General features: G+C 65.4%; 20 protein-coding genes. 3 read left to right on the top strand and 17 right to left on the bottom strand.

Translation table 11 applies throughout. The features are described 5' to 3' along the window. Nucleotides 1–9 precede the first annotated feature (9 nt). Together pdxA and rsmA are read left to right on the top strand one after the other, a co-directional pair. The gene (gene pdxA, locus BGP02_RS19565) at nt 10–1089 is read left to right on the top strand and encodes a 4-hydroxythreonine-4-phosphate dehydrogenase PdxA (protein ID WP_268566925.1); all 1080 of its coding nucleotides are present in this window, start codon (nt 10–12) and stop codon (nt 1087–1089) included. A 10-nt stretch (nt 1090–1099) separates the two neighbouring features. Next, nucleotides 1100–1933, top strand: a complete 834-nt coding sequence (gene rsmA / locus BGP02_RS19560) for a 16S rRNA (adenine(1518)-N(6)/adenine(1519)-N(6))-dimethyltransferase RsmA (protein WP_268566924.1) — start codon at nt 1100–1102, stop codon at nt 1931–1933. Here the strand turns inward: rsmA and BGP02_RS19555 are convergent. After that, a complete protein-coding gene (locus BGP02_RS19555; protein ID WP_286799048.1) occupies nt 1908–2798 on the bottom strand; it encodes a DMT family transporter in 891 nt (296 codons plus the stop codon). The two genes, rsmA and BGP02_RS19555, sit on opposite strands and share 26 nt — an antisense overlap. 240 nt (nt 2799–3038) lie before the next feature. Between BGP02_RS19555 and BGP02_RS19550 the strand changes: the two genes are divergently transcribed. Further along, on the top strand, nt 3039–3476 hold the full coding sequence (locus BGP02_RS19550) for a rubredoxin (RefSeq protein WP_286799047.1): 438 nt from the start codon (nt 3039–3041) through the stop codon (nt 3474–3476). A gap of 108 nt (nt 3477–3584) precedes the next feature. Here the strand turns inward: BGP02_RS19550 and gloA are convergent, their stop codons facing one another. From gloA to BGP02_RS19470, 16 genes are all read right to left on the bottom strand, one after another. After that, nucleotides 3585–3986 (bottom strand): lactoylglutathione lyase, encoded by a 402-nt coding sequence (gene gloA / locus BGP02_RS19545; RefSeq protein ID WP_026132205.1) that lies wholly within the window; start codon nt 3984–3986, stop codon nt 3585–3587. A gap of 111 nt (nt 3987–4097) precedes the next feature. After that, nucleotides 4098–4976 carry a M48 family metallopeptidase gene (locus BGP02_RS19540; RefSeq protein ID WP_286799046.1) on the bottom strand — a complete coding sequence of 293 codons (879 nt, stop codon included), beginning with the start codon at nt 4974–4976 and terminating at the stop codon, nt 4098–4100. Nucleotides 4977–5061: 85 nt separating this feature from the next. After that, nucleotides 5062–5865 (bottom strand): lysophospholipid acyltransferase family protein, encoded by an 804-nt coding sequence (locus BGP02_RS19535; RefSeq protein ID WP_017235208.1) that lies wholly within the window; start codon nt 5863–5865, stop codon nt 5062–5064. 91 nt (nt 5866–5956) lie between these two features. Next, nucleotides 5957–6550 (bottom strand): D-glycero-beta-D-manno-heptose 1,7-bisphosphate 7-phosphatase, encoded by a 594-nt coding sequence (gene gmhB / locus BGP02_RS19530; RefSeq protein ID WP_017235209.1) that lies wholly within the window; start codon nt 6548–6550, stop codon nt 5957–5959. Nucleotides 6551–6582: 32 nt separating this feature from the next. Further along, nucleotides 6583–8712 (bottom strand): glycine--tRNA ligase subunit beta, encoded by a 2130-nt coding sequence (gene glyS / locus BGP02_RS19525; RefSeq protein ID WP_017235210.1) that lies wholly within the window; start codon nt 8710–8712, stop codon nt 6583–6585. Continuing rightward, nucleotides 8709–9647 carry a glycine--tRNA ligase subunit alpha gene (glyQ, locus tag BGP02_RS19520; RefSeq protein WP_017235211.1) on the bottom strand — a complete coding sequence of 313 codons (939 nt, stop codon included), beginning with the start codon at nt 9645–9647 and terminating at the stop codon, nt 8709–8711. Before glyQ ends, glyS begins: the two co-directional genes overlap by 4 nt. Nucleotides 9648–9852: 205 nt before the next feature. After that, a complete protein-coding gene (gene lnt, locus BGP02_RS19515) occupies nt 9853–11409 on the bottom strand; it encodes an apolipoprotein N-acyltransferase (RefSeq protein ID WP_268566920.1) in 1557 nt (518 codons plus the stop codon). Between the two features lie 48 nt (nt 11410–11457). Beyond that, nucleotides 11458–12333: a CorC family transporter gene (locus BGP02_RS19510; protein ID WP_017235213.1), complete on the bottom strand. Its 876-nt coding sequence runs from the start codon at nt 12331–12333 to the stop codon at nt 11458–11460. A 152-nt stretch (nt 12334–12485) separates the two neighbouring features. Beyond that, nucleotides 12486–13172: a gamma-glutamylcyclotransferase gene (locus tag BGP02_RS19505; protein ID WP_286799045.1), complete on the bottom strand. Its 687-nt coding sequence runs from the start codon at nt 13170–13172 to the stop codon at nt 12486–12488. Between the two features lie 11 nt (nt 13173–13183). After that, the gene (ybeY, locus tag BGP02_RS19500; RefSeq protein WP_286799044.1) at nt 13184–13711 is read right to left on the bottom strand and encodes an rRNA maturation RNase YbeY; all 528 of its coding nucleotides are present in this window, start codon (nt 13709–13711) and stop codon (nt 13184–13186) included. After that, the gene (locus BGP02_RS19495; protein WP_130027980.1) at nt 13708–14769 is read right to left on the bottom strand and encodes a PhoH family protein; all 1062 of its coding nucleotides are present in this window, start codon (nt 14767–14769) and stop codon (nt 13708–13710) included. The genes ybeY and BGP02_RS19495 overlap by 4 nt, the downstream gene beginning before the upstream one ends. A gap of 120 nt (nt 14770–14889) precedes the next feature. After that, on the bottom strand, nt 14890–16233 hold the full coding sequence (gene miaB, locus BGP02_RS19490) for a tRNA (N6-isopentenyl adenosine(37)-C2)-methylthiotransferase MiaB (RefSeq protein WP_286799043.1): 1344 nt from the start codon (nt 16231–16233) through the stop codon (nt 14890–14892). A gap of 212 nt (nt 16234–16445) precedes the next feature. After that, nucleotides 16446–17375, bottom strand: coding sequence for a metal ABC transporter substrate-binding protein (locus BGP02_RS19485; protein WP_017235218.1), 930 nt, complete (start codon nt 17373–17375; stop codon nt 16446–16448). Nucleotides 17376–17386: 11 nt separating this feature from the next. Further along, the gene (locus tag BGP02_RS19480) at nt 17387–18250 is read right to left on the bottom strand and encodes a metal ABC transporter permease (RefSeq protein WP_268566918.1); all 864 of its coding nucleotides are present in this window, start codon (nt 18248–18250) and stop codon (nt 17387–17389) included. Next, a complete protein-coding gene (locus BGP02_RS19475; RefSeq protein ID WP_286799042.1) occupies nt 18247–19062 on the bottom strand; it encodes a metal ABC transporter ATP-binding protein in 816 nt (271 codons plus the stop codon). The genes BGP02_RS19480 and BGP02_RS19475 overlap by 4 nt, the downstream gene beginning before the upstream one ends. After that, nucleotides 19059–19181 carry a hypothetical protein gene (locus BGP02_RS19470; protein WP_017232876.1) on the bottom strand — a complete coding sequence of 41 codons (123 nt, stop codon included), beginning with the start codon at nt 19179–19181 and terminating at the stop codon, nt 19059–19061. Before BGP02_RS19470 ends, BGP02_RS19475 begins: the two co-directional genes overlap by 4 nt. Between the last annotated feature and the right edge of the window lie 19 nt (nt 19182–19200).

Below are 19200 nucleotides of genomic sequence, written 5' to 3'. Positions count from 1 at the left end.
GTCCCAGGCATGACTTCCGACCGGTCCTTCGTCCTCGCCATCACCACGGGTGAACCGGCGGGCGTCGGGCCGGAGCTGACGGTACAGGCACTGGTGAAGTGCCTGTCGCCCACGGACGGTGCCACCGACGTCAGCGTCGACGCCCCCCTTCTCCGTTGCCAGTTCGCCGTGCTCGGCGATGCGTCGCTGCTCGCGGCACGTGCGCAGGCCGTGGGGCTCGGCGACGCCTGGCAGGCATTGCTGTCCGCTGCCCGCGTGCGTGTCGTGCACCATCCGCTCGCCGTCACGGCACAGGCAGGGAAGCTCGACGCCGCCAACGGTCGTTACGTGCTGGCCCTGCTCGACGATGCCATCGATGGAGCGCTGGCCGGCACCTATCACGCCATTGTCACGGCACCGCTACAGAAGAGCACGATCAACGACTGTGGCGTGGCCTTCACCGGCCACACCGAGTACCTGGCCGAGCGCACCGGCACGCCACGTGTCGTGATGATGCTGGCCGGCGGTGGACTGCGCGTGGCGCTGGCAACGACGCATCTGCCGCTCGCGCAAGTGCCGGGTGCGATTCGTCACGACGATCTGCTGCAAACGCTCATCATCCTCAATCAGGATCTGATGCGTCATTTCGGCGTGACGCGTCCGCGCATTCTCGTCACCGGTCTCAACCCGCACGCGGGGGAATCGGGTTACCTCGGCCGCGAGGAAATCGACGTCATTACACCGGCCCTCGACGACGCGCGCGCCGCCGGCATCGACGCCCGCGGCCCGTATCCCGCCGATACACTCTTCCAGCCACGCCACCTCGAAGGGGCCGATGCGGTTCTCGCGATGTACCACGACCAGGGACTGCCGGTGCTCAAGTACGCGAGCTTCGGCGCAGGCGTGAACATCACGCTAGGCCTGCCGATCATCCGCACGTCGGTCGATCACGGCACGGCCCTCGATCTCGCAGGCACCGGGCAAGCCGAGAGCGGCAGCCTGCTTGAAGCCTTGCGTACGGCCGCCACCATGGCAGCCAATGCCGCGACACACGCATCATTGACCGCAGGCGCGAGCGGCGATCCGCACGCCGCAAAACCGCGTTCATAAGGAATTTCACATGAGTAGCGCATCGAAGCGCACGGGCGTCCAACAGGGCCACGTGGCGCGCAAACGTTTTGGTCAGAATTTTCTCGTCGACATGGGCGTGATCGACGCGATCATAGGCGCGATCTCGCCGCGCACCGACGACCTGATGGTCGAGATCGGGCCGGGGCTGGGTGCGCTGACGACGCCGCTCACAGAGTGGCTCGCGCATTTGCATGTGGTCGAACTCGACCGCGACCTGGTTGCACGCCTTACGCGCAAGTTCGGTGAGCGCGTGAGCGTGCATGCGGGCGACGCGCTCGACTTCGACTTTGGATCGCTTGTTCCGGCAGATCGACGCGACGAAGCCCCGCTGCGCATCGTCGGCAACTTGCCGTACAACATCTCCAGTCCGCTGCTTTTCCATCTGATGCGCTATGCGGCGCTCGTGCGCGATCAGCACTTCATGCTGCAGGACGAAGTGGTCGAGCGCATGGTCGCGCCCGCGGGGTCGAGCAACTACAGCCGGCTCTCGGTCATGCTTCAGTATCGCTACTGGATGGACAAGGTGCTCGACGTACCACCGCAGGCGTTCAATCCGCCGCCGAAGGTCGACTCGGCCGTGGTGCGGATGATTCCGCGTGCCGTGGCCGATCTGCCGCAGGTCGATCTGGACGTGTTCGGTGCGGTGGTGGCGCAGGCGTTCTCGCAGCGCCGCAAGATGCTGCGCAACACGCTGCACAGTTACCGCGATCGTGTCGATTTCGATGCGCTGGGATTCGATCTCACCCGTCGCGCCGAGGACGTTCCGGTCGACGAATACGTGAACCTCTCGCGTGCCATCAGTGGCGCCGGTTCACCAGGCTGATCCCGGCGAACACGAGCGCGACGGCGCTCGCAAAGCGCCAGCCGACCGATTCACCCAGCACCAGCACGCCGAACGTCACGCCGAAGAGCGGGCTTAGGAACGAGAACGACGCGAGGCGGGCGGCGCTGTAGCGCGTCAGCATCCCGAACCAGATCAGGTAGCTGGCAAACGCCACGCCAATGGACTGGTAGGCGAGGCTGACCCATGTCGTGGCCGTCATCGGGCCGACGTGCACGCTGCCTGTCCCCAGTGCCAGTGCGCACAGCAACACGGCCGAGACGGCGAGTTGGTAAAGCAGCGTCTTCGACGGTGCGGCGCTCGCCAGGCGTGATGCCCGGACGATCACCGTCGTCATTCCCCAGAACACGCCAGCGAGGAGGCCGAGCAGGTCGCCGGGCCACGTTTTCGCGAGGTCCGAACCGCTGCCGTCCGAGAACGCGACCACGATGCCGCAGAAGGCGACGGCCATGCCGAGCCATTGCATCGGCCGCAGCCGTTCGCTCGGCACCGTCCAGTGAAGGCCCATGGCGGTAAAGCAGGGGGCCGAGTACAGGAAGACGGCCATGCGCGAGGCCGTCGTGTGCGTCAGGCCGACGAAGATGCAGAGGAATTCCAGCGAGAAGAGCAAGCCCGCGAGGAGGCCCGCCGGCAAGGTGCCGTCGCCGGTGAAGAGCTTCTGACGGCGCCACAGCATCCAGCCGCCGACCAGCACGGTCGCGATCAGCGAGCGCAGGCCGGCTTGCAGCACGGGAGGCACGACCGGCACGGCCAGTTTGACGGCGACCTGCTGGCCGCCCCAAACCGCACATAGGCCAAACATGATGGCGAGCGCGGCGGCATCGATCGGACGCGGAGTGGTTTTCATGGAGTTGGTTCGGATGGCGACGTATCGTGAGCCCGATACGCTGTGTGGCTCATTGTCTCCGATCCCGGTCGCTCGGGCAGCATTCTGGTGCAGGTAACAGGGGTAATCCGGGAGGCATTGTTTCGTCTCGCGACATTATGTTTCCCTGTTCCACGGGTTTATTGCACATGGCCGTGGCGATACAATGCTCCGCGCGGGCCATGGTGCCTGCCTCCGCCGTCATTTTCCGCACTATTGCGCATGTACAAGAAAGGCTCCGCCGTCGAACTTCAGTTCTCCCCGTCACGACTCAACGACGGGGCTGGCGATCCGTACTGGATCGATCTCACTCGCGACGAGGCGCAAGCATTGCTCGCCGCACTGCAATCGCATCTGAGCCGGCCAGAATCCGTTGCCTCGGGGACCGAATCGCCGCTCGTGTTCCCCCTGTTGGATCCGGCGGCACCGCAGAAGGCCGAAACGACGCAGGACGACGGTGCTGTGCGCGTCGTGTCCGGCGACACGGCGCCGGCCTACCGCCAATGGGTCTGTGTGATCTGTGGCTGGATTTACGACGAAGCGCTCGGCTGTCCGGACGACGGCATTGCCCTCGGAACCCGCTGGGAAGATGTGCCGGAAGACTGGCGTTGCCCGTTGTGCGACGTGGGCAAGGAGGACTTTGCGATGGTGGAGTTCTGACGCGTCGGGCCGGTCTGCACGAAGGTAGCCGGCACGCTGTTGTGTCATCCGGGTAACGGCCGCCGCAAATGGGCGGCCGTTACCGCATGGCGCGCGGACTGGCGGGCTTTACAAGCCGCCCTTGGCCGAATGCTTCTGGATCAATTCGATCTTGTAGCCGTCCGGATCTTCGACGAAGGCGATGACCGTGGTGCCGCCCTTGACGGGCCCGGCTTCGCGGCTGACCTTGCCACCGGCCGCGCGGATCGTGTCGCAGGCGACGTAGGCGTCGTCGACTTCGATCGCCAGATGGCCGAACGCGGTGCCGATTTCGTACTTCTCCACGCCCCAGTTGTAGGTCAGTTCAAGCACCGTGTGTTCCGACTCGGCGCCATAGCCGACAAAAGCCAACGTGTACTTGTACTCGGGGTTCTCGCTCTGACGCAGCAGTTGCATGCCAAGCACACGCGTGTAGAAATCGATCGAGCGCTGCAGGTCGCCGACGCGCAGCATGGTATGGAGCATTCGCATGATGTTTTTAACCGATGGGGACAACGAGAACTCGATTGTACCCGCGCGCATGAAAATGAGCTGCATTCACGCAGCGTTGAGCCATGCTAACGATCAGACGTGACCGTGCGGTCAGAATTCCGGTAGCCACTCGGGCGCATGCGACTTGAGCGTGTCGCGTGCCGACTCGAACTCCGGGAAGATCGACGCCACGGCTTGCCAGAAACGAGGCCCGTGGTTCATCTCCTTCAAATGCGCCAGTTCGTGCGCGACCACGTAATCGATCACACCCAATGGGAAGTGGATCAGCCGCCAGTTCAAGCGGATACGCCCGTCAGCGCTGCAACTGCCCCATCGCGTCGTGGCCGATGACAGCCCCAGCGCCGAATGACGCACGCCGAGCCGCTCGCCATAGACTTCCAGCCGCGTCGTAAAGAGTTTGCGGGCCTCCTGCTGCAGCCAGCCCTGCACGCGGTCGCGCATCTGCTCCGGCGCGGCTTGCGGCGGCAAATCGAGCCACAACGTATGCGTATGGATGTCGTACTGTGCAGCGCGAGCGCTCGCGCCGAGCCGAATCGTCAGCGTGTGGCCGAGGAACGGCAGCGTGGTGGCGTCGGCCCAGATCACACGCGGAATCACACGACGTGCGGCGCGGTCGCGAAATTCGGCGATCTTGTTGAAGATCCAGCGCTTCTTCTCGACCACGGCGGCTTCGACGTCCGCGAGCGTGACCCAGCGCGGGGCCGTGACGGCCAGTCCCGATTCGTCGATCATGAACCCGATGGTGCGTCGTGACGAGCGCTTGAACCGGTAGTAGATGGCATGGCCGTCGAGCACGATCACCCGCTCGCCGGCGGCGGGCAGGCGACGCGGCCCCGAGGCCGCCGACGTGGGTTCATGGCGCGTGCTCGTGTCGCTGGCCGAGGGGCTCTGTGTGACGGAAGGGGCTGGCACGTCCGTGGCCACCCCATTCGCTTCGGCCGCCGGGTTGCCGAACAGATCGAGTTCCATCTGGGGAACAGGTGTCTCATGCCGGGAGCGAGTGTCGCGCATAGCGGATTGGACTTTCGACATGAGACGGTTCCGGGAGATGGCGTCAGGTCCGTGGCGTGGTGTCGGGCTTGTCCGACGAAGCGGGGGAATCCGTCGATTGGGACGCGGTCTTCACCGGCTTTGCCGTATAGGCACTCGGGTCGATACGCACCATCTCGCGCTCGATCCATTCGGTTACGTCGGCGTTGACGGCCTCGGCCGTGCGGCCCGCCGTCTCGATGACCGGCCCGATCGATACGATCACTTCCCCGGGTTTTTTCATGAACGTGTTGCGCGGCCAGACGCGTCCGGCATTGTGCGCGATGGGCACCACAGGCGCGCCGGTCGCCGTTGCGAGACGCGCGCCGCCCGACTTGTACTTGTTGCGCGAGCCCGTCTTCGTGCGGGTGCCTTCCGGGAACATGATGATCCACGATCCTTGGGCCAGGCGCTCGCGACCCTGCGCAACGACCGACTGAAACGCATCGGTGCCTTTGCTGCGATTGATGTGAATCATGCTGAGCAGGCCCAGCGTCCAGCCGAAGAATGGCACGTAAAGCAGCTCGCGCTTGAACACGAAACACAGCGGGCGCGGCATGAGCGCCGGCAGCGCAATCGTCTCCCAGGCCGACTGATGCTTCGACAGCAGGACCGCGGGTGTATCCGGCAGATTCTCCCATCCGATGACCCGGTAGCGCATGCCACACAGCTTGTCGCCCACCCAGATGACCACCTTGCACCAGCCCGCAGCGACCCAGTAGCGTTGCACGCGCGAGAGGAATGGGAAGGAGACGATGCACGCGATGGCGTACGGAATCGTCCAGACGATCTGGAAGATGAAGAAGAGAATCGAACGAAGTTGCAACATCGGATCTTGGCCTGAAATAGGGTGCCGGAGCGATTGTCCTACGCGCGCCGACGCGCGTCCTGGGTAATGTGGCGGGCAAGCGCCGCGCCGCTCACGCGCTCTTGGCGTCCTCTTCGGCGAGCAGGTCGTTCACAAACGCCTGCAGGCTGTCATGCACACGCGTGCCTTCGGGCAGATTACCTGCGGCGAGCGTCTTTTTGCCCTTGCCGGTCAGCACCAGATGCGGGCGTGCGCCGACCGCCGCCGCCGCCTGCAAATCGCGCAGCGAATCGCCCACGGCCGGCACGCCGGTCAGGTCGACTTCGTAGCGGCGCGCGATTTCCTGAAACAGGCCGGGCCTCGGCTTGCGGCAGTCGCAGGCGTCGGCGGCGGTGTGCGGGCAGAAGAACACGGCGTCGATGCGGCCACCGGCGGCGACGGCCAGCTTCGACATCTTCGTGTGCATGGCGCCGAGCGTCGCCATGTCGAACAGCCCGCGCCCCACGCCCGACTGGTTCGTCGCCACGACGACCCGGTAGCTGGCCTGATTCAGGCGGCCGATGGCTTCCAGACTGCCGGGCAACGGTACCCACTCATCCGTCGACTTGATGAACTGATCCGAGTCGGCGTTGATGACGCCGTCGCGGTCGAGAATCACGAGCTTGCGGGCGGCGGGGCCGGGGGTGCGGTCTTTACGCGAATCCATGACGAACAGGCTTCCGGGACATTAAGCCGCAATCAAGCGGCGAGCTTCGAGAGATCGGCCACGAGGTTCATCTTCAGATGCAGATGGCTGAGCAGGGCGAGGCGATTGTTGCGCAGTGTCTCGTCGTCGGCCATCACCATCACGTCGTTGAAGAACGCGTCGACCGCATCGCGCAGGTCGGCCAACGCCGACAGCGCTTGTGCATACTCGTGCGCCCTGAACTTTTCATCCACCACGGGGGTGACCTTGTCCAGTGCGGCGGCAAGTGCTTTCTCGGCCGGCTCGATCAGCAGCGACGCCTCGATGACGCCCTCGGGCGGCGGCGCCGTCTTCTTGAGGATGTTGCCGATACGCTTGTTCGCGGCGGCAAGCGCGTCGGCTTGCGGCAGCGCCGAGAACGTACGCACGGCCTCCAGGCGCTCGATCACATCGCTCAGGTCCAGATAGATCGACGGGGAAACCAGCACCGCCTCGATCTCGTTGGCGGCGTAGCCACGCTCGCGCAAATAGCCACGCAGGCGATCGAGCACGAACTGGTAGACGTCGTTCAGGTACGCGTCGCTGGCGACACCCGACGTAAATTGCTGGTAGGTCACGTTCAGCAGATCCGACAGCATGACCGGCAGGCGCCGCTCGACGAGCATACGCGCGATCCCGAGCGCATGGCGGCGCAGCGCGAACGGGTCTTTCTCCCCGGTCGGTTGCAGGCCGATGCCCCAGATGCCGACGAGCGTCTCGAGCTTGTCGGCCAGCGCCACGAAGAGACCCGTGTCGCTCGCGGGCAGGGCATCGCCCGCGAAGCGCGGCTGATAATGCTCCGAGCAGGCGCGCGCGACGTCTTCGGCTTCGCCATCGTGCCGCGCGTAATACGTGCCCATCGTGCCTTGCAGTTCCGGAAACTCACCGACCATATCGGTCAGCAGGTCGGCCTTGGCCAGCAGGGCGCCGCGCTCGGCCAGCGCCACGGCGTTCTGGTCCGCGCCACGGATCATCTGCGCAATGGCACCGGCCAGTCGCACCAGACGTTGCGTACGCTCGAACTGCGAGCCCAGCTTGTTGTGATAAACGACGTTCGCGAGCTGCGGCACACGGTCCGCGAGCGGCTTCTTCTTGTCCTGCTCGAAGAAGAACTTCGCATCCGCGAGACGCGGGCGCACCACACGCTCGTTACCCGTGACGATCTGCTCGGGCGTGTCGGTGGCGATGTTGGAGACGATCAGGAAACGGTTCGTGAGGCGGCCGCCCTCGGCGAGCGGCTTGTCGGTGAGCGCGAAGTACTTCTGGTTCGTCTGCATCGTGAGAATCAGACATTCCTGCGGCACCGCGAGAAATTCTTCTTCGAAGTGGCAGGCGTAGACCGCCGGCCATTCGACCAGAGCGGTCACTTCGTCGAGCAGTGCGTCGGGCATGATCACATGATCGTTGCCCGCCGCGTCAAGCAACTGCGTGCGAATCGCATCGCGGCGATCCGCGAAACCGGCAAGCACCTTGCCTTCGGAGGCGAGGGTCGAGGCGTAAGCGTCGGCATGCGCGACGACGACGTCGCCGTTCGACAGGAAGCGATGTCCCAGCGTCTGGTTGCCCGAGGCGAGCCCAATCGCCGTGGCAGGCACGACGGTGTCGCCATGCAGCGCGATCAGGCCGTGCACCGGGCGCACGAATTGCACCGTCTCGCCGTCCGGACGCTGGTAGCTCATGACCTTCGGGATCGGCAGTTTGCCGAGCGTCTCGTCGAGCGCCCCTTGCAGCGCGTCGCCCAGTTGGGCGCCCGCCGCCGTGTAGGTGTGGAAAAAGGCCTCGGCCTTGCCATCCATTGCGCGCTCCAGGCGGGCGACCGGCAGGTCGGCAAAGCCCATGGCGGCGAGCTTCTTCGCCAGCGGCGGCGTCGGATTGCCGTCGGCGTCGAGGGCGACGGAGACCGGCAGTACCTTGGCGCGGATGGTCGCGTCAGGGGCGCGCTCGAGCACGTTCGAGATCGAGACGGCCAGGCGTCGCGGCGTGGCGTACGGCGTGACGACGCTCGCGTCCGTGGTGAGGCCGCGCGAGCGCAGGCCGTTGGCAATGCCGTCGGCGAACGCGTCGCCCAGACGCGCCAGCGCCTTCGGCGGCAGTTCTTCGGTCAGCAGTTCGACCAGCAGGGTGCGTTGTGCGGTGCTCATCATGCGGCTTGCGTTTGGGTTGGGGCGGCGGGGGCGTTCAGCATCGGGAAGCCGAGCTTCTCGCGCGAAGCGTAGTAGGCCTGTGCGATCAGGCGCGACAACGCCCGGATACGGCCGATATACGCGGCACGCTCCGTCACCGAGATGGCGCCGCGCGCGTCGAGCAGGTTGAACGTGTGGGCGGCCTTCAAAATCATTTCGTAGGCGGGCAACGCGAGCTCGGCTTCGATGAGGCGCTTGGCTTCGCTCTCATAGTTATCGAAGAAACCGAACAGCATCGGTTGATTCGAATGCTCGAAGTTGTACGTCGACTGTTCGACTTCGTTCTGATGGAACACGTCGCCATAGGTCAGGCGACGCGTGACGGGGCCCTCGGCCGTCTGTTCTTCCCATTCGGTCCACACGAGGTCGTAGACGTTCTCGACCTGTTGCAAATACATGGCCAGACGCTCGATCCCGTACGTGATTTCGCCGAGCACCGGCTTGCAGTCCAGCCCGCCGACTTGCTGGAAATACGTGAACTGGGTCACTTCCATGCCGTTGAGCCACACCTCCCAGCCCAGGCCCCAGGCGCCGAGCGTGGGGTTTTCCCAGTCGTCTTCCACGAAGCGCACGTCGTTTTCGGTCAGATCGAGGCCGAGCGCGCGCAGCGAACCCAGGTACAGGTCGAGAATGTTCTCCGGTGCCGGCTTGAGCACCACCTGGTACTGGTAGTAGTGCTGCATGCGATTCGGATTCTCACCGTAACGGCCATCCTTCGGACGGCGCGACGGCTGCACATAGGCGGCGCGCCACGGCTCCGGGCCGATCGCGCGCAGGAACGTGGCAGTGTGCGAGGTACCGGCGCCGACCTCCATGTCGTAAGGCTGGAGCAACGCACAGCCTTGCTTGTCCCAGTAATCCTGCAAAGTCAGGATGACTTGTTGAAAGGTAAGCATGATGAATTCGCGCGGACGAACAGAAAAAATGCGGATTTTGCGCAGTCTTTTGGCCCGGCCGCGAGCGCGGCCAAAAGACTAAAACATTGAATTTTAGCGGGAATTCGACCCGAACGGGGCGTCGATGCCCTTCGGGTAGCCCGACAGGGGGATTTTCACGGTCCCCCGCGTCATTTCGATGTCGCCGGTGCGACGTCGGCTCGACTCAGCGCGCCCGGCGCGACATGGCCAGTCCGAGGCCCAGCGCGATCAGGGCGAGCCCCAGCGCGGGCAGGTTGCCGAAGCGGACGTATGGCGTGAGGCCGCTGTAGGGCTGTACGCTGCCCGTGAGAGCGCCCGTGGTCATCGTTGGCAGACGGCCCTGTACGCGGCCGTGGGCATCGATGATCGCCGTCGTGCCGGTGTTCGTCGCCCGCAGCATCGGACGTCCCGTTTCGAGCGTGCGCATGCGCGCAATTTGCAGATGCTGGTCGAGCGCGATGGTGTCGCCGAACCACGCGAGGTTGGTCGAGTTGGCGAGCACCGTCGCGGGCTCGGGCATGCTGCGCAGCGTCTGGGCGATTTCCTCGCCAAACAAGTCTTCGTAGCAGATGTCGAGCGCCACGCGCTGGTCGGCGACCGCGAAGCCGCTCGGTGTGGCCGTGCCGCGCAGAAAGTCGCCCAGCGGGATGTGCATCATGTCGACGAACCAGCGAAAACCCCACGGAACGAATTCGCCGAATGGCACGAGATGATGCTTGTCGTAGCGGTGCAGCGTCGCGTCGCGCGGCGTGACGCCGAACAGGCTGTTGGTCAAGTCCGTCGGGCCGCGATCGGTGAGCGTGGCGCCGACGGCCCCGAGCACCACGTGCGAGCCGGTGCGATCGGCGAATTCGCGGATCGGGCCGGCCACATCGGGCGGTATGCCTTGCAGCAACACGGGGAAGGCCGTCTCCGGCGTGATGATGAGGTCCGCCGGTGCGGCCACGATCATGTCGCGATACAAGGCCATCGCGTGATCGATCCCCGCGCGCTCGAATTTCATGTCCTGCGCGATATTGCCTTGCAGCAGCCGAACGGTGAGCGGCTTGCCCGACGGGGTGGTCCAGGCGTGGCGCGCGAGCCCGGCGCCCGCGCCGAGCAGCGCCAGCACACCGACGACCGCCGCCAGCCGCCGGGCGGGCCCAGGCTGTGGTGTCGTGCCGGCGACGGGAAGCACTGCGCGGGCGAGCCAAGCCGCCGCGAGTGCGGCGAGTCCGCCAATGCCGTAGACCCCGATGAGCGGCGCAAAGCCTGCCAGTGGGCCATCGACATGGGCGTAGCCGGGCGACAGCCACGGGAAGCCCGTGAAGACGGTGCCGCGCAGCCATTCCGCGAGCGTCCATGCCCCTGCGAACGCGAGGGTACGCCACAGGCCGCTGGGGGACACCCCACGCGTGATGAACGTCGCCAGCGCCGGATAGATTGCGAGATAGATCGAGAACAGCAGCACGGCTGCACCGGCCATGATGCCGGGCATGCCGCCGTACGTATGCATGCTGATATAGAGCCACCAGATGCCGGACGCGAACGACGCGACGCCGAAACTGCCGCCCAGCCAGAGGGCGTCGCGGCGCGACGCGCTGCGCTCGACGAGCGCGAACAGCCCGGCCATGGCAAGCAGTTGCAGCCACCAGACGTCGCGCGGCGCGAAGGCGAGGGTCTGGGCGATACCGGCCAGGCCGGCGAGCGCGCGGGCACGCCAAGCGGGCCACGAGCGCCGCTCGGGCGCGTGGAGGGTCATTTCCTGCATGGGTCGATGTAGACGTTGATCGGAGCGTGAGTCAAGACGTCAGGCAGTCGGATCGGCGCCAGCCGTTTCCATGCGCCGCAACAGCAGCACGTGAATCTGACGGCCGTCGGCACGCAGCACTTCGAACACGAGATTGCCCAAACGCATGCGCTCGCCACGACGCGGCACTCGGCCGAACTGGTGCGTGATCATACCGCCGATCGTGTCGTTCTCGGCGTCAGTGAACTGCGTGCCGAACGCCTCGTTGAACTGCTCGATCTCGGTGAGGGCACGAATGCGATACGTGCCGTCGGGCGCGGCAATGATGTTGTCTTCTTCCTCGTCGAAGTCGTACTCGTCCTCGATATCGCCGACGATCTGTTCGAGCACGTCTTCAATGGTGATGAGGCCGGCCACGCCGCCATATTCGTCGACGACGATGGCGATGTGATTGCGATTGACGCGGAAATCGTGCAGCAGCACGTTAAGACGCTTCGACTCGGGAATGAACACCGCCGGGCGCAGCATGTCGCGCACGTCGAAGTCGTGATTGGCGTAGTAACGCACCAGATCCTTCGCGAGCAGAATGCCGATGATGTTGTCGCGATTGCCTTCGTACACCGGATAGCGCGAGTGCGCCTGTTCCAGCACGAAGGGGACGAACTCGTCGGGTGTCTGTTCGATGTTGATGGCGTCCATTTGCGCGCGCGGCACCATGATGTCGCGGGCACACAGGTCGGCCACCTGGAATACGCCCTCGATCATCGCCAGCGAATCGGCGTCCATCAGGTTGCGGGCGTGGGCGTCTTGCAGAATTTCAAGCAGCTCCGCACGCGACTCCGGTTCCGGGGAAATCAGATCGGTGAGGCGTTCGAGCAGCGAGCGGGGTTTATCGGTGTTTTTTCGACCGGGTCGACTGGGATATGGGTCGTTCATGACGGCGCGTCCAAGGTGGGCGGACGCCGAGCTGTTACAGGAAGCTCAAGGATACACCAGATGTACGGCAACTCTGCGTCAGTACCGCCGCGTCGCGTGGCGCCGACGTCGTGTCCACGCGATGCGGCGGATTTCAGGACGCACAGACGATCTCAGCGCGCACCGCAGCGGTGCAGCACGGCTTCCAGCGCCGGATCGGGCATGCCGGCGTCGCGCAGCGCCTTGACCGTGCGGGCAACGTAATCGTGCGTTGTGCCGTAGCGACCCTGCGCCTGATCGAAGACCTTGCGGATGATGTCGTCGGGCAGGCGGCCGGCGTAGCTCTTTACATCGCGTCGCATGACAAATGCGAGCGCGGGCGCGCTGCGGCCGTCGGCGAGGGCGCAATTGAGCCATGCCGGACGATACGAGCCCATCGCCATCTCGCGATACCAGAGCGTTTCGAGTTCGGCGCGCGCCCTGGCGGCCGAGAGCCGCAGCGCCACCCCTGCACACGAGCCGCCACGGTCGAGGGCCAGCACGAGTCCCGGTTGCTCGGGGGTGCCTCGATTGACGCGCGACCACAGATACAGACCTCGGTGATAACCGAAGACGCGAGCGTGCAGGCTCTCCTCGACGGGCAGGCCCGGATTCCAGATGAGCGAGCCGTACGCGAAGATCCACAGATCCTCGCGACCATCCCAGTGGGCGAGCGCGGTATCCAGCGAGCCCGCGAGTTCTTGCTGGCTCAGATGACGGGCGTCGCCGAGATCCGGCGGGTACTGGTTGCACCCAGGACCGCTCGACACACTGGCCGGTGGCGTCTCGGGGGCCGTCGGGCGATTGGGGAAGCGGTCCATGCGGTATCGGTTCAGGCGCGGCGCGTGTTGGCCGGTGTGCGGGACTGCGGGGACTTTTCGACCAAGTAAGGGTCGGCGTAGCCGAGACCAGTGAGAATCTCAGTTTCGAGGCCTTCCATCTCCTGTGCCTCATCGTCCGCTTCGTGGTCGTAACCTTGCGCATGAAGCACGCCGTGCACGATCAGATGGGCGTAATGCGCTTCGAGCGTAATGCCCTGTTCGTTCGCTTCGCGCTCGACCACCGGGCAGCACAACACGATGTCGCCCGTTACTGGGTCGCTGTCGTGCTGCGCATAGGCAAACGTGAGCACGTTGGTCGCGTAGTCTTTGCCGCGATAGCCGCGGTTCAGCGTCTGTCCTTCTTCCGCGCCGACGAAGCGCAGGGTCAGTTCGGCGTCGGCGAGCAGCGCGGCCTGCACCCAGCGGCGCAGCGTGGTGCGCGTGAGCAATGCCTTGTGCGTGGCGAACGCCGGACCGGCCACGAACTGGTGCGTCAGCGTGAGTGCATGACGCGGCGAACGCGAGGCTCGCTCGCTCATGCCTTGCCTCGCGATGCGCGGGCGGCGCGCGGGGCGCGTTCGGCCGACACGCGCGCCTCGAGGCTGGCTTCGTCAAGCTGCGCGTGGGCGTCGTATGCATCGACGATGCGGGCGACCAACGGGTGACGCACCACGTCCACGCTGGTAAAGCGGGTCACGGCGATGCCGCGAACGTTCTTCAGGATCACCTGCGCTTCCATCAGGCCGCTCTTCTGGCCGCGTGGCAGGTCGACCTGCGTGGTGTCGCCGGTCACGACCGCCTTGCTGCCGAAGCCAATGCGCGTCAGGAACATCTTCATCTGCTCGGGCGTAGTGTTCTGCGCCTCGTCAAGAATGATGAACGCGTGGTTGAGCGTGCGCCCGCGCATGTACGCGAGCGGCGCGATCTCGATCATCTGCTTCTCGAAATACTTTTGTGTCTTGTCGAAGCCGAGCAGATCGTAGAGTGCGTCGTAGAGCGGGCGCAGGTACGGGTCGACCTTCTGGGCCAGATCGCCGGGGAGAAAGCCCAGGCGCTCGCCCGCTTCCACGGCGGGGCGCGTCAGGACGATGCGCTTGACGGCGTCGCGCTCCAGGGCGTCGACGGCGCAGGCCACGGCCAGATAGGTCTTTCCGGTGCCCGCCGGGCCGATGCCGAATGTCACGTCGTGCGACAGGATCTGCTTGAGATAGTCGCGCTGCGCCGGCGTACGACCGTGCAGATCGCTGCGGCGCGTGTGCAGTACGGGCGATCCGTCTTCCGTCTCGCCGGCGGCAAACGGGTTGTCGTCGCCGTGACGCACGCTCGGAACGAGCCCCTGACGCGACTCCACGAGGCCCAACTGGATATCGTCGACCGACAGCGGCTCGGTCGCGCGGTTGTAAAAGCTCTCGATGGCCTGGGTGGCGATCGCGGCGCTCTTGCCGCGAACGGCGAAGCGATGGCCGCGGCGGGAAATGGAGACGTCGAGCGCCTGTTCAATCTGACGCAGGTTCTCGTCGAGCGGGCCGCAGAGGTTGGCCAGACGGCGGTTGTCGTCGCGCGGTGCGGTGAATTCTTGGACGGGTGCTTTCAAGATGATCCGGTCGGGTGCCTGTTCAGATCGTTCGATGGAGTCGCCGGGGGCAGGCTCGGGCACGCGATGCATGAGGTGGGTGCGCCCGAATCTGCCGGATCCGATCATAGTCGCAAATTTCGGTCAGTGCGTGGTGAGCAATTCACCACGCAGCGAGTGCGGGTAGGCGAGCGTGATCACGACGTCGGTCATCTGGCCGATCAGGTGGGCGCGCTGGGCTTCGGTTGCCGGGAAGTTCACCACGCGGTTGTTCTCCGTGCGGCCTTGCAGCTCGTTGGGGTCCTTGCGCGACACGCCTTCGACGAGAATACGCTGACGCGAGCCGACCATGCGCTGGCTGATGTGCGCGGCGTTCTCCTCGATCACCGCCTGCAAATGTTGCAGACGGCGCAGCTTGACCTCGCGCGGCGTGTCGTCCGGCAGGTTGGCGGCCGGCGTGCCCGGGCGCGGGCTGTAGATGAACGAGAAGCTCGTGTCGTAGCCGATCTCGTGAATCATCGCCATGAGCTTGTCGAAATCCTCTTCCGTCTCGCCGGGGAAGCCGACGATGAAGTCCGACGACATCGACATGTCCGGGCGCACCTGACGCAGGCGGCGGATGATCGACTTGTATTCCAGCGCGGTATAGCCGCGCTTCATCGCCGAGAGTACGCGGTCGGCGCCGTGCTGCACGGGCAGGTGCAGATGGCTCACGAGCTTGGGCACCTTGGCGTAGGTGTCGATCAGGCGTTGCGTGAATTCCTTCGGATGGCTGGTCGTGTAGCGAATGCGCTCGACGCCAGGCACCTCGGCCACGTATTCGATGAGCAGCGCGAAGTCGGCGATCTCGCCGTCGGCCATCGACCCGCGATAGGCGTTCACGTTCTGACCCAGCAGCGTGATTTCGCGCACGCCTTGCTCGGCCAGGCCGGCAATCTCGGTGAGCACGTCTTCGAATGGGCGCGAGACTTCGTCCCCTCGCGTGTAGGGCACCACGCAATAGCTGCAGTACTTCGAGCAGCCTTCCATGATCGAGACGAAGGCGGTCGCTCCCTCGACCTTGGCGGGCGGGAGGTGATCGAACTTCTCGATTTCCGGGAACGAGATGTCGACCTGCGAGCGCCCGGTGGCGCGACGCGCTTCGAGCATCTGCGGCAGACGGTGCAGGGTCTGCGGGCCGAACACCACGTCCACATAGGGGGCGCGCTGCACGATGGCGGCGCCTTCCTGGCTGGCGACGCAGCCGCCGACACCGATGACCAGGTCCGGCTTGATTTCCTTGAGCGCGCGCATGCGGCCCAGATCCGAGAACACCTTTTCCTGCGCCTTTTCGCGTACGGAGCAAGTGTTGAACAGGATGACGTCGGCGTCTTCGGGCGTGTCCGTCTTTTCCAGCCCTTCGGCGGCGCCCAGTACGTCCGCCATCTTGTCGGAGTCATACTCGTTCATCTGACAGCCGAACGTCTTGATATAAATCTTCTTTGCCATTGAGTGTGCGCCGTTCGCAGTGGTTGACCTGGGGGCGTCCGTAATGAATGTTTCAGGGGTTCAGTCTTGCCCGGCCGCGAGAGAGAAGCGGCGGCCCAAACGCAAAAGCCGGCGTGGCCGGCCTGTCCGGACCTCCCTAGCGGGGCCGGTGTGTGGTGCACGCATTATAGCGCGTATGGCGCGTGCACCGCGGAAGGCGGGGCGGTGACCGACTAGCGGTTGTCCTTCATCGCGGCGGCGATGGCGCGCACGTTGTGCTGGAACAACTGAAGGTAGGTCGTGGCTTCCGGATTCTGCGACAGGGCGTCGGAATACAGTTTGCCGTCGACCGTCACCTTGGCGTCGCGGGCGATGCGCTGGATCAGGCGCGGATTGGAGATGTTTTCCATGAAAACGGCCTTGATACCCGTGCGGCGAATCACGCGGATCAGGTTCGCCACGTCCCGGGCGCTGGCTTCGCTTTCGGTCGACACGCCTTCCGGGGCAAGGAACCTGACGCCGAAGCGCTGACCGAGGTAGCCGAAGGCGTCGTGCGACGTGAGGACAACGCGGCGGGCCGGCGGAATCGGCGCGAACTGCTTGTTGGCCCAGGTGATCAGATCATCGAGTGCGCCGCGGTAGTTCCTGGCGCGTTCCGCGTAATAGGCGCTGCCGGACGGGTCCGCTTGCGACAGGGCGGCGGCGATGTTATCGACCATCGTTTTGACACGTTCGGGATCCTGGAACATGTGCGGGTCGGGCACGGTCCTTCCCTCGTCGACCATCGTGCGCGCTTTGAGGCCTTGGGTGACGGTGACGAGCTTGCCGGGATAGTGGCTCGCCTTCATCAAGCGAGGCATCCAGCCTTCGAAGCCCAGGCCATTGACGAAGAAGAGCTTGGTCCCCGAAATCTTGGCGACATCCGCCGGCGTGGGCTCGTAGACATGCGTGTCCTGATCGGGACCGACGAGCGTCGTCACGTCGACCCGGTCGCCACCGACGGACTTGACGATGTCGGACAGGATGCTGAAGCTTGCGGCAACGGGCAGGTGCGTGTCCTGCGCGCGTGCCGGGCTGGCGAGCGCCAGCGCCATGGCGAGCAGTGCGGCGAGGCGCGCCGCGCCAAACCACGATTTGCCAGCCGATTGACCCAATCCGAACATGTTTTCCTCTCTCAAAGCGCCGGGGCCTTGGCCGCATTGGCGTGGCCCGGCGTGGCAAGCAGCGCGCCCAGGTAGGCGATGCCCGCCGTCAGAATGATGGCCGGTCCCGAAGGGCAGGCCAGGTAATACGAAAGCAGCAATCCGATGGCGCTTGACGCGCTCGCGACCAGCCAGGCCACGAGCAGCATGCCCGGCAGCGTGCGGGCGACGAGCCGGGCGGTGGCCGCCGGCAGCATCATCAGTCCCACGGCCATGAGCGTGCCCATCGCCTGAAACCCCGCGACGAGGTTCATCACCGTGAGCACCGTAAAGCCCAGGTGATAGCGCATGACGCCCCTGCCGTGGTCGTGACCGAGAAACGCCGGATCGGCGCTGTCGAGCACGAGACCGCGATAATGCCATCCGAACCATAGGAGCGTCACGGATGCTATCGCGGCCACGAGAATCAGCGACGGATCGTCCACCGCGAGCACCGAGCCGAAGAGCAGGTGCATCAGGTCGACGCTGTTGCCCCATTTCGAGACAATCACCACGCCACCGGCCAGCGCCAATAAATAGAAGCCCGCGAACGAGGCCCCCTCGTCCAGCCGCGTGCGGCGGCTCGACAGTCCGGCGAGCAGGGCCACCAGCAAGCCCGCCACCATCCCGCCGCCCGCCATCCAGGGCAGCGACAGGCCGCCAATCAGGTAGCCGATGGCGGCGCCCGGCAACACCGCATGCGAGAGCGAATCGCCCATCAGGCTCATGCGCCGCAGCAGCAGGAAAACCCCTACCGGCGCGCAGCCGACCGACAGCGCGAGACTGCCGACCAACGCGTGGCGCATGAAGTCGAACTCCGAGAACGGGCCGACGATCAGATCGAGAACCCCGCTCATCGGTGGCCTCCCCCCGAGGTCGTGATCGCGCCCGGCGCGCGCGAACCCCCGTGGGGCGGCAAGCCATAGGCTGCCGACGCGGGGCCGGCAACGCGGGCGGTGTAGCCGCCCGCGCCGGACAAGCCCGCATGCGCGCCGCCAGCCGCACTGTCGGCAGACGGCAGCCCGCCGTGCAGACACTCGGCCGGCGTGCCCGTCGACACCAGCCGACCGGCCATCACGGCGACGTGCGCGAAGCGCTCGCGCACGAGCGGCAGATCATGGAGCACCGCCACCACCGTGCGTCCCTCGCTGCGCCATTGATCCAGCAAGGTGAGCAACAGTTCCGCCGAAGGCAAGTCGATGCCGGTAAGGGGTTCATCCAATAAAACGATCGGGGCGTCTTCCACAATCAGCCGCGCGAAGCGGGCGCGCTGCCATTGCCCGCCGGACAAGGCCTCCAGCGCTTGCGTCCGTTTGTCGGCAAGACCGACGCGTGCAAGGGCCTCGTGAGCGCGCTCGACTTCGTCGCGCCCGAGACGTCGTGCGTCGCCCGTGCGCCGCCATGTGCCGGTCAGCACGTACTCTTCGACGCACATGGGGAATCGGTGGTCAGTCTCGGGCCGTTGCGACAGGTAGGCGACCGGCCCGTCGCAGACGATCTTGCCCGTCGAGGGCTTTTGAAGGCCCGCGAGTGCGCGCAGCAGTGTGGTCTTGCCGCCGCCATTGGGGCCGACGACCGCGCAGAGCACGCCGGGCGCAAAGGTTGCGCTGACGCGATCGAGCGCCACGTTCGGCCCGAAGTGAACCGAGAGATCCTGGCAGCCGATCACGGGGCGACCCCCTGCAGAGCCCAGTACACGAGTGCCCAAAGCGGCAGGAGCACCAGCAACGACAGGACGGTGCGTTCCCAGCCAGCCAGGCGGTAGAGCCAAACGGAAAAACGAATCATGGACGACGCGTGGATGGAT

The organism is Pandoraea sp. 64-18 (assembly GCF_001899225.1).
Taxonomy (GTDB): domain Bacteria; phylum Pseudomonadota; class Gammaproteobacteria; order Burkholderiales; family Burkholderiaceae; genus Pandoraea; species Pandoraea cepalis.
This window is presented reverse-complemented; position numbering and strand designations above follow the sequence as displayed.

What these genes read in the sequence shown, in the direction of transcription:
- pdxA (WP_268566925.1), top strand. Translation starts at nt 10, where the DNA reads ATGACTTCCGACCGGTCCTTCGTCCTCGCCATCACCACGGGTGAACCG.
- rsmA (WP_268566924.1), top strand. Translation starts at nt 1,100, where the DNA reads ATGAGTAGCGCATCGAAGCGCACGGGCGTCCAACAGGGCCACGTGGCG.
- BGP02_RS19555 (WP_286799048.1), bottom strand. Translation starts at nt 2,798, where the DNA reads ATGAAAACCACTCCGCGTCCGATCGATGCCGCCGCGCTCGCCATCATG.
- BGP02_RS19550 (WP_286799047.1), top strand. Translation starts at nt 3,039, where the DNA reads ATGTACAAGAAAGGCTCCGCCGTCGAACTTCAGTTCTCCCCGTCACGA.
- gloA (WP_026132205.1), bottom strand. Translation starts at nt 3,986, where the DNA reads ATGCGAATGCTCCATACCATGCTGCGCGTCGGCGACCTGCAGCGCTCG.
- BGP02_RS19540 (WP_286799046.1), bottom strand. Translation starts at nt 4,976, where the DNA reads ATGGAACTCGATCTGTTCGGCAACCCGGCGGCCGAAGCGAATGGGGTG.
- BGP02_RS19535 (WP_017235208.1), bottom strand. Translation starts at nt 5,865, where the DNA reads ATGTTGCAACTTCGTTCGATTCTCTTCTTCATCTTCCAGATCGTCTGG.
- gmhB (WP_017235209.1), bottom strand. Translation starts at nt 6,550, where the DNA reads ATGGATTCGCGTAAAGACCGCACCCCCGGCCCCGCCGCCCGCAAGCTC.
- glyS (WP_017235210.1), bottom strand. Translation starts at nt 8,712, where the DNA reads ATGATGAGCACCGCACAACGCACCCTGCTGGTCGAACTGCTGACCGAA.
- glyQ (WP_017235211.1), bottom strand. Translation starts at nt 9,647, where the DNA reads ATGCTTACCTTTCAACAAGTCATCCTGACTTTGCAGGATTACTGGGAC.
- lnt (WP_268566920.1), bottom strand. Translation starts at nt 11,409, where the DNA reads ATGACCCTCCACGCGCCCGAGCGGCGCTCGTGGCCCGCTTGGCGTGCC.
- BGP02_RS19510 (WP_017235213.1), bottom strand. Translation starts at nt 12,333, where the DNA reads ATGAACGACCCATATCCCAGTCGACCCGGTCGAAAAAACACCGATAAA.
- BGP02_RS19505 (WP_286799045.1), bottom strand. Translation starts at nt 13,172, where the DNA reads ATGGACCGCTTCCCCAATCGCCCGACGGCCCCCGAGACGCCACCGGCC.
- ybeY (WP_286799044.1), bottom strand. Translation starts at nt 13,711, where the DNA reads ATGAGCGAGCGAGCCTCGCGTTCGCCGCGTCATGCACTCACGCTGACG.
- miaB (WP_286799043.1), bottom strand. Translation starts at nt 16,233, where the DNA reads ATGGCAAAGAAGATTTATATCAAGACGTTCGGCTGTCAGATGAACGAG.
- BGP02_RS19485 (WP_017235218.1), bottom strand. Translation starts at nt 17,375, where the DNA reads ATGTTCGGATTGGGTCAATCGGCTGGCAAATCGTGGTTTGGCGCGGCG.
- BGP02_RS19480 (WP_268566918.1), bottom strand. Translation starts at nt 18,250, where the DNA reads ATGAGCGGGGTTCTCGATCTGATCGTCGGCCCGTTCTCGGAGTTCGAC.
- BGP02_RS19470 (WP_017232876.1), bottom strand. Translation starts at nt 19,181, where the DNA reads ATGATTCGTTTTTCCGTTTGGCTCTACCGCCTGGCTGGCTGGGAACGC.